Origin of the sequence: Campylobacter concisus, assembly GCF_902460625.1 — a bacterium.
GTDB classification, from domain to species: Bacteria; Campylobacterota; Campylobacteria; order Campylobacterales; family Campylobacteraceae; genus Campylobacter_A; species Campylobacter_A concisus_AD.
In genome coordinates this window covers 174,097-188,477 of sequence record NZ_CABPUT010000003.1, presented here as the reverse complement: position 1 = coordinate 188,477, position 14,381 = coordinate 174,097, and the positions used below count along the sequence as shown (strand labels likewise).

14 protein-coding genes are annotated in these 14,381 nt (G+C 37.9%); 6 read left to right on the top strand and 8 right to left on the bottom strand.

All coding sequences use genetic code 11. The annotated features are described in order from the left end of the window. Positions 1–157: 157 nt before the first annotated feature. From F3G69_RS03065 to rpsU, 8 genes are all read right to left on the bottom strand, one after another. Positions 158–961 (bottom strand): YegJ family protein, encoded by an 804-nt coding sequence (locus F3G69_RS03065; RefSeq protein WP_149714369.1) that lies wholly within the window; start codon positions 959–961, stop codon positions 158–160. Positions 962–1,236: 275 nt separating this feature from the next. Then, positions 1,237–1,734: a YajQ family cyclic di-GMP-binding protein gene (locus F3G69_RS03060; RefSeq protein WP_087577193.1), complete on the bottom strand. Its 498-nt coding sequence runs from the start codon at positions 1,732–1,734 to the stop codon at positions 1,237–1,239. A 16-nt stretch (positions 1,735–1,750) separates the two neighbouring features. Then, positions 1,751–2,509: a hypothetical protein gene (locus F3G69_RS03055; protein ID WP_149714368.1), complete on the bottom strand. Its 759-nt coding sequence runs from the start codon at positions 2,507–2,509 to the stop codon at positions 1,751–1,753. Continuing rightward, positions 2,509–3,444, bottom strand: coding sequence for a D-2-hydroxyacid dehydrogenase (locus tag F3G69_RS03050; RefSeq protein ID WP_149714367.1), 936 nt, complete (start codon positions 3,442–3,444; stop codon positions 2,509–2,511). Before F3G69_RS03050 ends, F3G69_RS03055 begins: the two co-directional genes overlap by 1 nt. A 2-nt stretch (positions 3,445–3,446) precedes the next feature. Next, positions 3,447–4,628 (bottom strand): glutathionylspermidine synthase family protein, encoded by a 1,182-nt coding sequence (locus tag F3G69_RS03045; protein ID WP_149714366.1) that lies wholly within the window; start codon positions 4,626–4,628, stop codon positions 3,447–3,449. Between the two features lie 2 nt (positions 4,629–4,630). Then, entirely contained in the window at positions 4,631–5,248 is a 618-nt protein-coding gene (locus F3G69_RS03040; protein WP_054196034.1) for a UPF0323 family lipoprotein, read from the bottom strand. Continuing rightward, on the bottom strand, positions 5,245–5,877 hold the full coding sequence (locus F3G69_RS03035; protein WP_149714365.1) for a DNA-binding protein: 633 nt from the start codon (positions 5,875–5,877) through the stop codon (positions 5,245–5,247). Before F3G69_RS03035 ends, F3G69_RS03040 begins: the two co-directional genes overlap by 4 nt. A gap of 103 nt (positions 5,878–5,980) precedes the next feature. Next, complete coding sequence (rpsU, locus tag F3G69_RS03030; RefSeq protein ID WP_009294994.1) at positions 5,981–6,193, bottom strand: 30S ribosomal protein S21; 213 nt, start codon at positions 6,191–6,193, stop codon at positions 5,981–5,983. A gap of 138 nt (positions 6,194–6,331) precedes the next feature. Here rpsU and ccoG point away from each other — a divergent pair, with 138 nt between their 5' ends. The 6 genes from ccoG (at position 6,332) to F3G69_RS03000 (ending at position 14,335) form a co-directional block, all read left to right on the top strand. Beyond that, positions 6,332–7,657, top strand: coding sequence for a cytochrome c oxidase accessory protein CcoG (gene ccoG / locus F3G69_RS03025; protein ID WP_149714364.1), 1,326 nt, complete (start codon positions 6,332–6,334; stop codon positions 7,655–7,657). A gap of 30 nt (positions 7,658–7,687) precedes the next feature. Then, the gene (locus tag F3G69_RS03020; RefSeq protein ID WP_149714363.1) at positions 7,688–8,314 is read left to right on the top strand and encodes a TetR/AcrR family transcriptional regulator; all 627 of its coding nucleotides are present in this window, start codon (positions 7,688–7,690) and stop codon (positions 8,312–8,314) included. Positions 8,315–8,422: 108 nt separating this feature from the next. Then, entirely contained in the window at positions 8,423–9,583 is a 1,161-nt protein-coding gene (locus tag F3G69_RS03015) for an efflux RND transporter periplasmic adaptor subunit (RefSeq protein WP_149714362.1), read from the top strand. A gap of 10 nt (positions 9,584–9,593) precedes the next feature. After that, a complete protein-coding gene (locus F3G69_RS03010; RefSeq protein ID WP_149714361.1) occupies positions 9,594–12,719 on the top strand; it encodes an efflux RND transporter permease subunit in 3,126 nt (1,041 codons plus the stop codon). After that, on the top strand, positions 12,709–14,091 hold the full coding sequence (locus F3G69_RS03005) for an efflux transporter outer membrane subunit (RefSeq protein ID WP_149714360.1): 1,383 nt from the start codon (positions 12,709–12,711) through the stop codon (positions 14,089–14,091). Before F3G69_RS03010 ends, F3G69_RS03005 begins: the two co-directional genes overlap by 11 nt. A gap of 16 nt (positions 14,092–14,107) precedes the next feature. Further along, the gene (locus F3G69_RS03000) at positions 14,108–14,335 is read left to right on the top strand and encodes a hypothetical protein (RefSeq protein WP_021090435.1); all 228 of its coding nucleotides are present in this window, start codon (positions 14,108–14,110) and stop codon (positions 14,333–14,335) included. The last annotated feature ends 46 nt before the right edge of the window (positions 14,336–14,381 follow it).

Below are 14,381 nucleotides of genomic sequence, written 5' to 3'. Positions count from 1 at the left end.
TCATTTAAAAGAGATATAAGTTTACCTTGTTTGCTGCTTGCTATGTGAGCATTTGAAAACTTTTTCTTAATGAAATTTATAAAGTTTATAGAGTTTTTAACACTCTCATCTTTTTTATTTAAAATATCTTGATAGCTCAAATTTAAATCCTAAAAATTTATAAAACTTGCCATTTAAGTACCTTTGCGATTTCGCTCCAGCCCAAATTCTCAGCAAATTCAGCCGCCGTTTTGCCACTTTTTGTCTGGGCATTTTTATCAGCACCGTTTTCTAGCAAGAGATTTACAAGATTTAAATTTCCAGCGATCGCCTCGTTGTGAAGCTGCGTATGGCCAAACTCATCAGCATCCGTGACCATATTTGGGTGCTCTTTTATATATTGCTTTACTTGCTTATATGTATTTTTGCTCATTGGGTGCTCTATCAAATTTTCAGGGTGTTCTTTTTGCTCGTAAACTACCAAAATATCGTTAAAATCGCCAAAATCAAGCCCCCACTCTTTATCGTGCTCTTTTAGTTCTTTCTTTTGCATGCGTGAGCGCATCGCCTGCACGCTAAATCCGCCGTATGCGCGTCCATCTATCGCAAAGAGCCAGTCACTCATCTCGTCTATCTTTGCGCTTATTTGGTCGCCTAATTTCACGTTTTGCACGCTATCTGGCTCATTTACGAGCGTGCCATATATCGTTTCGCCGTCAAATTCCACATCGTCTATCCACATGTGCTCGCCGACTTCTTCGCCATTTACGACATCTAGGAAGCAAATTTTTACCATCGCATAGTCAAGCATAGGTACGATCCTACGGCGCTCCCAGTAAACCTCACGCCAAAAATATCTAAAGCTCTCTCTGGCTTGCTCAAACGCACGCTGCATATAGTCTTCGTCGCTACTTACAAAATAGATTGGCATTTGCTTGCCAAGATCGATTTGTTTACCGAGAATTTTCTTAAAAAAGCTCATTTTTTGTCCTTGTTTTTAATTTTAGATAGATCAAATTTGAATGCAAAATGATAAGGTAAATTTCACTCATAAATTCGACAAATTTTAAATACAAAAACTATGCGAGATTTCGCATGATTTAGCCCAAAATCCTATAAAATTTCAAATATAAAAGTCACGCAGCTATTTCGCAAAATTAGGCTAGGCGATTTAAATTTTTGTGATGGAAGTTACCGAGCGGGTAATGACCGAGCAAAAATTTGAATCAACAACGCATAATGAAGCGAAAATGTGCGCTATTTTAGGTTTTTAAAACTGATCGGAAGTTCTAAATTTAACCCCCTAACCAGCTTTATACACTCCTGCAGATCATCTATGCTTTTACTTGTTACTCTGATCTCTTCGCCCCTGATCTGCGCGCTCACCTTGATCTTTGAGTCTTTGATCGCTTTTGTGATCTTTTTTGAGTTTTCACCATCAAGCGTGTCGTTTAGCTTTAGTATCGCCTTTAAATTTCCACCACTTGCTGGCTCTCTTTTTGTCTCTGTGATCGCAACTGGTGGGATGTTGCGCTTGATGAGCTTTGAGATCACGATGTCTTTTAGTGCGTCGATCTTGTTGTCGCTTGAGCTAAGAAGCGTGATAAATTTCTCTTTTTCATTTAGCTCGACTTCAGCTGCAAGCCCCTTAAAGTCATACCTTGCTGCGATCTCTTTTTTTGCCGTCTCAAGAGCGTTTTTGACCTCCATCATATCGACCTCGGCACTTATATCAAAACTATGCTCAGTTGCCATTTTTATCCTTTCAAATTTATTTAAATAGCCCTTTGATCTTCTCAAAAAGTGACTTTTTGCCAGTCTCTTCTTGCTTTATCGCCTCGCCAATCTGCTGCACCGCGGTCTGTGCGTAGATGATAGCGCCTTTTGGATCGCAGTTAAAGAGGTTTGAATATGAGCTTGATTTGTTTAGATCAAGTGGATTTGGCTCCACGACCTCAGTGGCCTCAAGCAGGCCTATTTTTAGCTCGTATGCGTAGTTTAGAGCATCTAAAAATGCAGGTAAATTTTGAGCGTAAAAGCCATCAATCGCTTCTTTTATCTCGCCATCTGCTTCATAGTCAGCCTTTAGTTTGGCTACGTTTTTAGTGCTTACATAAGCGCCACAACAGTAGTTTTCGGTGATCTCATTATAAATTTCACCACTAAATTTATCCAAAAAATCGCTTGGTAAAATTTCTCGCCAGTTGCTGACGTAGTTTTTAAATTTCTCATTTTGCCGCGCCAAAGAGCTTAGCGATGTGCCACGAGTGTAGAAATACTTTCTAAAAAATCCTTGCGTGACAGCAATACAAAAGCCGTGAGTTTTGTTGAAAATTTCATCTTCTTTGTACTGTAACGCAGCGCTTAGTGTATCTTTGTATTTTTGAGCGTAAAATTCCTCTACGCCAGCCTTGCTAGCAAGTGCTAAAACCTCGTCAAATTTACTAGCCCTTGTAAGCTCAAGTGCCTCAAAATACCACTTTGAAATTTCATCTTCGCTAATGGCGTGATAGCTTATATCATAGCCCATTATCTGCTCTCATTGATGAAATTTTCGATGTTAGCTACGATCTTTGCGATGAGCGTCTTTCTAGCCTCCAAGCTGCCCCATGCCACGTGTGGCGTGATGAGTAGATTTGACTTCTTTTTTACATTTAAAAATGGGCTATTTTCACTCATTGGCTCGCTCTCCAAAACATCGGTGCCAAAGCGTAAATTTCTCTCATCTATCGCTCTTACCATCGCCGCTTCGTCTACTATGCCGCCGCGTCCTAAATTTAGCACTATCGCTTCATCTTTTAGTAAATTTATCTCGTTTGCGCCTAGTAAATTTCTAGTTTTTTCATTTAGTGGTGCGTGGATGCTGATGATGTCACTGCCTCTTAGTAGCTCGTCTAAGCTTTTTTGCTTAAATTCGCTATTGTTATTTGCTCCGCTTGTCGAATAGTAGCTTACATTTGCACCAAATGCACGTGCCACTGCCGCCACACCGCGTCCTATCTCACCAAGCCCGATGATGCCAAATTCTTTGCCAGCGATCTCGCTGATATCTGCGCCAAGATAGGTAAAAATTTCGCTTTTCACCCACTCTCCACTTTTTACGTATTCATCATAAAATTTGATGCGATTTGTTAGCTCAAAAAGCATCGCAAATGTGTGCTGTACAACGCTTGCAGTTGAGTAGCCAGCTACGTTTTTAACAGCTATGTTTTTAGCTTTTGCGTGCTCAAGATCTACGTTATTCATGCCAGTTGCACTTATGCAGATAAGCTTTAAATTTAGCGCGTCCATCACGGCTTTGTCGATGACGACCTTGTTTGTGATGACCACGTCAACGCCCTTTAGGCGGGGCACGACCTCATTGCTTTTTGTTTTTTGGTAGCTGATAAACTCGCCAAATTTCTTAAAAACACTAAGATCAACGTTTTCTCCAAGCGTTGCCGCGTCTAAACAAACGATCTTCATCTTTAGTCCTTAATGAAATGTCCTACAAATTTAGAGTAGTTATCTAAAATTTTGCCGCCCTTTCTATATCCAAGTGCGCATGCCTCATAAGCGTAAAATACGCCTGCTTGGTAGTTATTGCCTCTTTCATCTTGGTTAAACTCGTAAAATTCTTGATAAATGGCTTTATTTGAGTCGTATTCGCCGTCATTACTTGCTATTTGTGCGCCATTTTCATCGTATATTGAGACGTTTGCGCCCTCTCTGCCAAATACTGGCTTTTTCACATATTTTTTGCCCTTTAGCGGCTCGTTTGAGGTCTCAAGTAAGAGTGGATGATTTGGATATAGATCCCAAAGAATTTTTAAAATTCCTTTGCTTTGGAAAAGTAGCGTGTAGGCGGGATTTATGATGATGGCTTTTTGGTTTTTGATGATATTTGAAAGTATAAGTGCTAGCTCGCCTTCATCGATCGCTATGCTCTCCCAAGGCACAAGCTTAAACCAGTACTCGAAATTTTCATCACCTTTAAAAATGCCCTCGTTATCGTTAAAAACAACCTCATCAACGTAGGCAAAGTCGGTTTTAAAGCCAGCCTCTTTTGCGATGTATTGTAGTAATTTCACGGTTTGCTCATCCTCGATACTGCCAGCGATAGAGCTAAATAGTATCCCCCAGCCCTCGTAAACATCCTCAAAATTTACATTATCATCGCCAAGCGTGATAAGGCGTTTAAAATTTTGCTTTAGAGCTTCGTAAAGGTTATTAAATTGCTCTGCTTCATCCATATGATTTAGTTTTAGCATCGCCCACTGAATGATCGCTGTCTCAAAGACCGCCGTTGGCGTATCGGCGTTAAATTCGATCAGTTTTATCGGCTTACCATCAAGCCCTCCGGCTAGATCAAATCTACCATAAAGATGCCAGTGAACGTCATTTCCCCAGCTTTTTTTGATGCTATCAACGAGATTAAACGGTATGCCTATCTCGTGAAAAAGGTTGTTATCGATCACGTGCTGAGCGGCATTTACATACATATCATATAGCTCGTTTGCCGCTTCGTAGTAAGCATCCGCTTCACTTGCTTTTACCTGTACGATCTCATCTGCGATATATGAGCTGTTATCGTTATCTGTATGCCAAGCAAAGCCGATTTTTTCCATAAATTCGTTATTTAACGGAGTGATTTTTCTTAAATTTATCATTTTTAGCCTCCAAAGCTTGATGAGCTAGAGCTTGATTTTGAGCCACCACCGAAAAATCCACTCTTGCCGCCACTGCTTCTTGCAGCAGAATTTGCCGCTTTTTGCTTATTAAAGCTATCAACGCTTCTTGTGTATGCGCTTGGATTTTTGTAAGAATTTTGACGAGTAGCTTGGAAATTTTGATTTCCAAAAAGCTTGCTACCTATCCAGCTACCAAGTATCGCTCCAGCAGCAGAGGCAAGTATCGTCTCACCAAGGCTTAGACCGCCGCTACTTAGCTGTGCGTCGCTCGTTTTTGTTAAATTTGAAGTGCCATTGTCAATATTTGCATTTGCTTGAGCTAGGAGCTTATCGATCTCGTCTTTGCTTAGCACGCGCTCAGTACCGTTTATGTCTTTTAGTACAACTCTAGTTTCAGTACTTGGATACTCTTCTAAAATTTTATAAACTCCAGGCGCGCTCTCTTCGATGATGACAAAGGCACCATTTTTTTGTGCAACCTCATTTAGTGCGTTTTCATCACCGCCATTGTCACTGCCGCAACCAGCAAGACCTGCCATAACGATCGCACCAAATCCGCCCACCGCAGCATAAGTAGCTATTTTTTTAATGTGTTTCATATCTCTCCTATCAACTCTTTTAAATTTTTATGTTTTCTAACAAGTATCACGCCTCTTTTAAATTTTATAAATTTGGAGTGGTGTATGTTTTTTATTATCTTTTCACTGACCTTTTTTGTAGCTTTTGGCTTTAAATTTAGCTCCTTTAAGTACTCGCTTAAATTTATCCATTTTGACTCATTTTCTATCTCAGCTTCTATCGCTACTTCACTTGATGCAGCATCATTTTTAGATGCTAAAAGCGGCCTTTGCATGGCGTTTAGAAACTGCATGAGCTTCTCGTCTCTGTCTTTATAAATTTGTAAAATTTCATTTTTTCGCTCGATTAGCATCTGCTCTTTTTCTTTAAAGAGTCTATCTTTGTCGGCTTGTAAATTTAAATTTAAGCTCTTTAACTCGCTTAACTCATTTAGCAAATAATTTACAAACTCATCATTTTGGGATTTAGTTTTTGTGCTTTTTGGAGCGGATTTTGTGGCTTTTTCACTACTTGGTTTCTCATCAAGGATGACAAATTTTGTGCCATTTTCAATGACTGTATTTATCGAACCACGGCGGATTCTATTATAGACTGCTTCTTTTGTTATGCCTAAAATTTCTGCAGCTTCGTTTATAGCTAGCTTTTGCATCGAATTTCCGTTTAAAATAAAATAAAAAAATTGCTTTGATTATAAAAAAATAAGGCTAAAAGAAGAGTTAAACAAAGAGAGCAAAGCCCTCTTTGTCTTGGTTTTAGAGTCTTGACTCGTAGCGTCTAAGCATATAAAGACGTTTAAGCATTTTCTTGCGAGCTGCAATTTTTTGTTTCTTGCGGATCTCAGTTTTAGGCTCAAAGAAGCGTCTAGCTCTTGCTTCAGTTACTACTAAGTTACGATCAGTTTGTTTCTTAAACTTTCTGTAACCCTCGTCAAATGACTCGTTAGGATGTACCTTAATACCAGGCAACGTCCTCACCACCTTTCAGATTAAAATAAGCCGTGAGTATAGTTTAATTTTCATAAATTTAAGCTTTTAACTATTTTTTTTTAAAACTCTTTTAATGCCATAAGCTTTATAATCATAAAATTTCAAAAAAGGCTTATTATGTCAAAGGATTTTCATCTTAGCTACGCCAAGAGGCGTTACATTTTTTTCGCCTGTATCACGCTATTTGTCTTTGTTTTACCATTTATCAGGGTAAATGATGCGCAGCTATTTTTGCTAAGTTTTGATAAAAGTAGAGTTGATCTCTTTTTTACAAAATTTGATATGCAAGAGCTTTATTTGTTGCCATTTTTATTTATCATTTTGTTCTTAAGCATATTTTTTCTAACGACACTTGCAGGGCGCGTTTGGTGTGGTTGGAGCTGTCCGCAAACTATTTTTAGAACGATATTTCGTGACCTTTTGCAAACTAAAATTTTAAAGATTAGAAAAAATATCCAAAATAAACAAAATGAGCCAAAAGGACAAATTTTAAAGCGTGCTTTAGCAGTTGGAATTTGGTGTATTTTAGCTCTTGTTATTTCGGCAAATTTTTTATGGTATTTTGTACCACCGCTTGATTTTTTTGCTTATTTAAAAGAGCCAAGTGAGCACGGAGTTTTGCTTGCATTTTGGCTTGTTATAGCTATTTGGTTAGTTTATGATGTCATCATTTTAAAAGAAAATTTTTGCATTTATGTTTGTCCTTACGCTAGGGTGCAATCAGTGATGTTTGATAACGATACGATCCAAGTTATTTATAATCAAAAAAGAGGCGGCGTAATCTATAACGGAAAAGAGAAATTTAAAAAGCCAAAAGAAGAGGGCGCGCTGTGTACCGGCTGTGAGGCATGCGTGAGGATATGTCCGACGCACATTGATATAAGAAAAGGTATGCAGCTTGAATGTATAAATTGTCTAGAGTGTAGCGATGCTTGCGCTAAAGTAATGAAGCATTTTGATGAAAGTTCGCTTATCGAGTGGAGAAGTATAAACTCTATAAAAGAGCAAAAAAGAGTCAAAATTTTACGCTTTAGAACGGTTGCTTATCTTGTCATTTTGGGCATTGTCTTAACAGCTGGGGTATTGATGAGTGGCAAAAAAGAAAGTATGCTTTTAAACATAAATAGAACAAGTGAGCTTTATAAAATTCTAGGCGAAAATGAAGTCGAAAATTCTTACGTATTTTTGGTGCAAAATACACAAAATAAAGAGCATGCCTTTTACTTTGAAGTAGATGATAAGAATATAGAAATTTCTCGTCCAAATAAGCCATTTATATTAAAAGCTGGCACAAAGCAACGAGTAATCGTCACATTAAAATCAAAAAATGAAAATTTAAGCGATAAAGATCTTTTAAAACATATAAATATAAAAGCCTATGCCACCGATGAGCCAGCTATCAGCGTGCAAAGACAAAGTACTTTTATCTATCCTAAAAGATGATAAAATAGCAAAAATTTAACAGGAAGAAAGATGGCGATCTCAGAAAAGGGTAAAAAAAGATACGAACTTATCGTAAAAACAGCACTTGAGCTATTTTTAGAAAAAGGATACGAAAAGACAAGTTTAAGCGATATTGTGGCGATAAGTGACGGATCACTTTCTAGCATTTACACGTTTTTTGAGAACAAAGAGGGGCTTTTTGAGGCGATCGTTGAGCAAGAGATAGATAGCCTTATAAAAGAGATCGATGAGAAAATAGATCTTAAAATTTCTCATAGCTTGGAGGAATTTTTAACCAAATTTGCGACCATAATATTTTCTATTACTTGTAGCAAAAGGCATATCTCTCTTGGTAGGATAATGATGAGTGAGGGTTCTAAAAATGGTGGCAAACTTGGTAAGACGTTTTTGGATCAAATTTTAAAAAAGATCGATTTTGTGCTTATAAATTTCTTTGAAAGAGACGAAGTAAAAGCCAAACTTGATCCAAAATTTTCAGCCAAATTTGCTGCGAAGTACTTTATACAAAGTGTGATTGGGGCTTATTACTACGATTCGCTTTTGATAAATGAAGAACCAAAGCTTAGTGAAAAAGAGCGTAAAAAGCATGTTGGCTTGTGTGTTGAGCTGTTTTTAAATGGAGTTAGTAAAAAATAAAATTGACTTTTTATTTGTTTTCTAATAGAATCGAGAACTTTAAATTTTTGTAACAATTATTACAAAAACTAAATATGATATTAAAATTTAAAATTAAGAGAGGTTTTTATGGCAAATTTTAAAAGTGCTCTTGTGCTTTCTGTTGCAGTTTTATTTCTAAGTGGTTGTTTTGAAAATAAAGAGAATAAAGCGGCAGCAGGTCGCCAGATGCCACTATCTCATGTGGATATTTTTATCGCACAAAAAACAGACATACCTATTAGTTTTGATTACACTGCAACGGTTGCAAGTAGTCAAGATGTCATCATCTATCCAAAGGTTGGCGGCACGATCATAAAGCAGTTTTTTAAGCCAGGAAGTAAAGTAAAAGCGGGCGATAAGTTATTTTTAATAGATCCAGAAAAATATCAAGCTAGCTTTGACTCACTTGATGCAGCTGTCGGCGTGGCAAATGCAAATTTGAAAAATGCCGAGACCGAGTTTAAAAGAATTTCTACCCTTTATAAGAAAAATGCAGTCTCTCAAAAAGACTATGACGCAGCAGTTGCAGCTTATGATATTGCAAATGCGAATTTAGTAAGTGCAAAAGCAAATTTAAAAAATGCAAAAATCGATCTTGGCTACACGACTATCACAGCGCCATTTGACGGCGTAGTGGGTGATAATCAAGTAGATGTTGGCTCGCTTGTCATAGCAAACCAAACAAAGCTTGTAAGACTTACTAAAATAAATCCTATTGAAGCAGAATTTTATATCGCTGATGTGGATAATCTAATTAGAAAAACAAATTTGGATAACGGCTCATGGCAACAGCTAAATAGTGACGCTGTGTTAAGTGTCAATGGCGAAAATTTTAATGGTAAAGTAAAATTTATAGATAACGTCGTAAATACCGCAACTGGCAGCGTTTTAGCAAAGGCTAGTTTTGATAATAGTGAAGGTAAAATTTTACCAGGTGCGTTTGGTCATATAAAAATGAGCGGATTTTTGCAAAAAAATGCCTTTAACATCCCACAAGTTGCCCTTCAACAAAGCGCTACAAACTCTTATGTTTTAGTCGTAAAAGATGGCAAAGTAAGCCAAAAAAATGTAAAAACAGGATATCAAACAAAAAATATGGTAGCAGTCACTGAAGGCCTTGAAGAGGGTGATAAGATAATCGTTAATAATTTCCTTAAAATCGGAGTTGGCGCACCAGTTGAAACTGACAAAGACCTAAGCGCAGAATTTATAAATGGCAAAGATGCAAACGCTACAAGTAGTAAGTAAAGGCAGATAGATGTTTTCAAGATTTTTCATAAATCGCCCGATATTTGCGACTGTTATATCTATTATCATAGTTATAGCAGGTTTTATGGGTATCAAGGGGCTTCCAATAGAGGAGTATCCAAGCCTTACACCGCCTACTGTCTCTGTAAGTGCGACATATAGCGGTGCTGATGCGCAGACTATCGCCGACTCAGTCGCAAGTGCGATAGAAGATCAGATAAATGGTGTTGAGAATATGCTCTATATGCAAAGCACATCAAGCTCTGCTGGTACGATGAATATAAGCGTATATTTTAAGATCGGCTCATCATCAAAACAAGCTACGATCGATGTAAATAACCGCGTGCAAGCTGCTCTTTCAAGGCTGCCTCAAGAAGTGCAAAATATGGGCGTAACAGTGCGCGAAAGAAGTGGCTCGATCCTTCAAGTTGTTGGCTTTACAAATCCAAATATGGATTTGATCGAACTATATAACTATGTAAATTTAAATATTGCTGATGAGATAAAAAGGGTTAGTGGCATAGGTGATACAGTATTGATAGGTACTAAAGAGTATTCTATGAGAATTTGGCTAAAGCCAGATAGACTAGCTCATTTTAAACTAACTCCAAGCGACGTCATTTCTCAAGTAAAAATTCAAAACTCACAATACGCTGCTGGCAAGATAGGCGAACAGCCATCGGATGGTGGTAATCCTTATGTTTATTCTGTTCGTACCGATGGACGTCTTAAAAATGCAGCTCAGTTTGGCGATATAATAATTAAAAGTTCCGATGGATCAGTGTTGAAGCTAAAAGATGTAGCTACCATAGAGCTTGGAGCAGCTAGCTATGCTAACGATGCGATGTTAAACGGCAAGCCGGCTATTCCTCTTTTGTTATTTTTACAAAACGATGCGAATGCTCTTGCTACCGCAAATGCTGTAAAAGAAAAGCTTAACGAGCTAAAGAAAACTTATCCTGTTGGACTAGAGCACACCATAGCTTACAATCCAACAGAATTTATAGATGTTTCAATTGATGAGGTTATAAAAACTTTCATTGAAGCGATGGTACTCGTCTTAATCGTAATGTACTTTTTCTTAAAAAGTTTTCGTGCGACTATCATTCCGATGCTTGCCGTGCCAGTATCTATCATAGGTACATTTGGCGGACTTTATGTGATGGGTTTTAGTATAAATTTGATTACACTTTTTGCCTTAGTTCTTGCCATAGGTATCGTCGTAGATGACGCTATTATCGTCATAGAAAATGTCGAGAGAATTTTGCATGAAGATAAAGAGATCAGCGTAAAAGACGCGACGTTTAAGGCGATGGAAGAGGTACAAACTCCAGTTATCTCTATCGTACTCGTGCTTTGTGCTGTTTTCGTGCCAGTTTCATTTATGGAGGGCTTTGTTGGCGTTATACAAAAGCAGTTTGCTCTAACGCTTGTTGTTTCTGTTTGTATCTCAGGCTTTGTTGCTCTTACTCTTACGCCAGCGCTTTGTGCGGTTATGCTTAAGAAACAGGAGAGTAAGCCATTTTGGATAGTTCAGAAATTTAACGACTTCTTTGACTTTAGCACTAGACTCTTTACGGCTGGAGTGGCTAAAATTTTAAGGCATATTATTATTAGCTTTATTGTAATTGGTATTTTAGGATTTGCCACTTATAAGCTATTTGATGCTGTGCCAAAAGGGCTTGTGCCTTCAGAAGACAAGGGTGCTTTAATGGTTATCACCTCACTTCCGCCTTCAACAAATATGCTAAAGACAAAAGAAGAAGTAGTCTCGATTAGCAACGCCATTTTAAGCAATCCAAATGTTGAGTTCACTATGGCTTTTGCAGGTTATGACATACTAGCTAGCTCGCTTAGGGAAAATTCAGCCGTTAGCTTTATAAAGCTAAAAGATTGGAGTGAGAGAAAAGGCGCTAACAATGGAGCTGATACATTAGCTGGCCAGTTTAATGGTATGCTTTGGGGCTCAAAAAACTCAATGACATTCGTTGTAAATTTACCACCTATCATGGGTCTTTCAATGACTGGTGGCTTTGAGATGTATCTACAAAATAAAAGCGGCAAGAGTTACAACGAGATAGAAGCAGACGCTAGAAAAGTATCAGCAATAGCTAATGCAAGACCTGAACTAACAAATGTTAGAACCACGCTTGAGACAAATTATCGTCAGTTCAAGATAACAGTTGATAAAGAAAAAGCTAAATTATTTGGCGTAAGTGAGAGCGAAATTTTTAGCACGGTAGCAGCTACTTTTGGCTCTTACTATATAAATGACTTCAATCTTGCTGGTAAGTCTTACCGAGTATATGCAAGAGCTGAGGAAAGTTTTAGAAATAATCCTGAGGATCTAAGAAAAATTTTCGTCCGATCATATGATGGCGGCATGGTGCCACTAAATTCAGTAGCAACACTTACAAGAACGATTGGACCTGATATCGTTGATAGATTTAACCTCTTTCCATCAGCTAAGATCATGGGCGATCCAAAACCTGGCTACACATCAGGTGATGCGATAAGAGCGATCCAAGAGGTCGTAAATGATACGCTAAGCAGCGAGGACTACGCTATAAGCTGGGCGGGAACGGCATATCAAGAGGTAAATTCTCAAGGAACAGGCACAGTTGCTTTTATCTTTGGTATGATCTTTGTATTTCTCATCCTTGCTGCTCAGTACGAGAGATGGCTCATTCCACTTGCGGTTATCACAGCCGTACCATTTGCGGTATTTGGCTCATTGCTAGCAGTCTGGATAAGAGGGCTAACAAATGACATCTACTTTGAGATCGGACTCTTGCTACTCATCGGTCTAGCGGCTAAAAACGCCATTTTGATCGTAGAGTTTGCAATGCAAGAGCGTGATAGCGGTAAGAGTATATTTGACTCAGCGATAAATGCAGCTAGACTTCGCTTTAGACCAATTGTAATGACATCAATTGCATTTACTCTAGGCGTTTTCCCGATGGTTATAAGCACAGGCGCAGGCGCTGCATCTCGCCACTCGTTAGGAACTGGCGTGGTTGGTGGTATGATCGCTTCTACGACGATAGCTATATTTTTCGTGCCAATGTTTTACTATTTGCTTGAAAATTTAAACGAGAAATACTGGAAAAAGGGAGCAAAAAAAGATGAAAAATAAGGCGTTTATACTTATAACGGCGGCGTTTTTAGCTGGTTGCTCATTTCGTCCAGATATGCCAAATGTAGATACAAATTTCACATCTACTTACACTTATGAGACAAGTGATATAAGGGATCTTTGGTGGAGAGAATTTAACGATGAAAATTTAAATTCTCTAGTGGAAAATGCACTTGAGAAAAATACAAATTTACGTGTTGCTTATTTAAATTTAGAGAAAGCAAAAGCAAGCCTTGGCGTTGCTGAGGCTGACTTGCTCCCTGGGGTAAATTTAAATGTAGGCTACGAAAAAGCAAAAAGTAGCGGTGAAACATATACTAAGCAACCACAAACTCGTTATAGAAAATCAGATATAAATTTAGGATTAAACTATGAGATTGATCTTTGGGGTAGAGTAAGAAATAATGTAGCAGCGGCCGAAGAAAGCCTAAATGCAACCAAATTTGACTATGATAGCGCGAGGCTAAGTATCAGCTCAAGTGTTACAAAAAGCTACTTCACGTTAGTTTCATTAAATATGCAAGAAGCTGTGCTAAGAGAGACTTTAAAAACTTATGAAGACACGCTAGCGCTTCGCAAAACACAGCTTGATCTTGGAAGCATAAACGAGATGACTTATTTGCAAAGTAAGGCAGCAGTAGAAAGCGCTAAGACCAATCTTACTTCTATATTAAACGAAAAGTCAAAGGCTATCACCTCACTAGCCATCTTGACTGGTAAAAGTAATAATGAAATTTTAAGTGGAGCTGTTGCTAGCTCGCAAAATTTACCAGCTTCTCCAGAGATAAGTGCTGGCATTAGCTCTGAAATTTTGCTGAGAAGAAGCGATGTGGCAAAGGCACTAGCTGATTTAAAAGCTACAAATGCTCTTGTTGGTGTTGCAAGGGCTGAGTATTTTCCAAGTATTTCACTAACTGGACTTTTTGGCTTTTCAAGTATTGATTTTGAAAATATCTTTGTTGGAAATGCCAATACATGGAGTATAGGGGGCTCTTTAGCACAGAAAATTTTTGATTTTGGTAGGACAAAAAATAATGTAGCAGTGGCTAAAACAAATGAACAAATTGCCGCTATTAATTATGAAGCAGCGGTAAAATCGGCTCTTGGCGAAGTAAGAGATGCGCTTGTTTCAAGGCAAAATGCAAAAATTTCTTTGGAACAAGTGAAAAATTTGCTAAAATCCCAACAAAGAATTTACTCGCTTGCTAAAGAGCAATATGACGCTGGCTACATTGGACATTTAGAGCTTCTTGATGCGGAGAGAAATTTACTTCAAGCAAAATTACAAGATGTCTCAGCTAAGCTTGATGAGGTCGATAGTGCAGTCGAAGTTTATAGAGCTTTTGGTGGCGGTTTTAAGTTAGAAAAATAATTAAAAAGGAGAGAAATTGGGAACTAAGATATTAAATTTCTTGTTTTCTTGGGGATTTTTTGTTTTTGCTATCGCTCTTGGCGTAGCATTGTGGTTTGCGATAAATTACGTGGATACATTTAGGCTTGAGTCAAGCTTTTATGATATCGGTGAGATATTTATGATGGCGGCTGTTTTTTGTATTGCTTTTTATGTGATCGCAGCGATATTTGTTATTCCTATTAGAGCGATCAAAAAATCTTAATCTTTCATCTAAGGACAAAATCCTTAGATGAACTTCTTGACTTCAT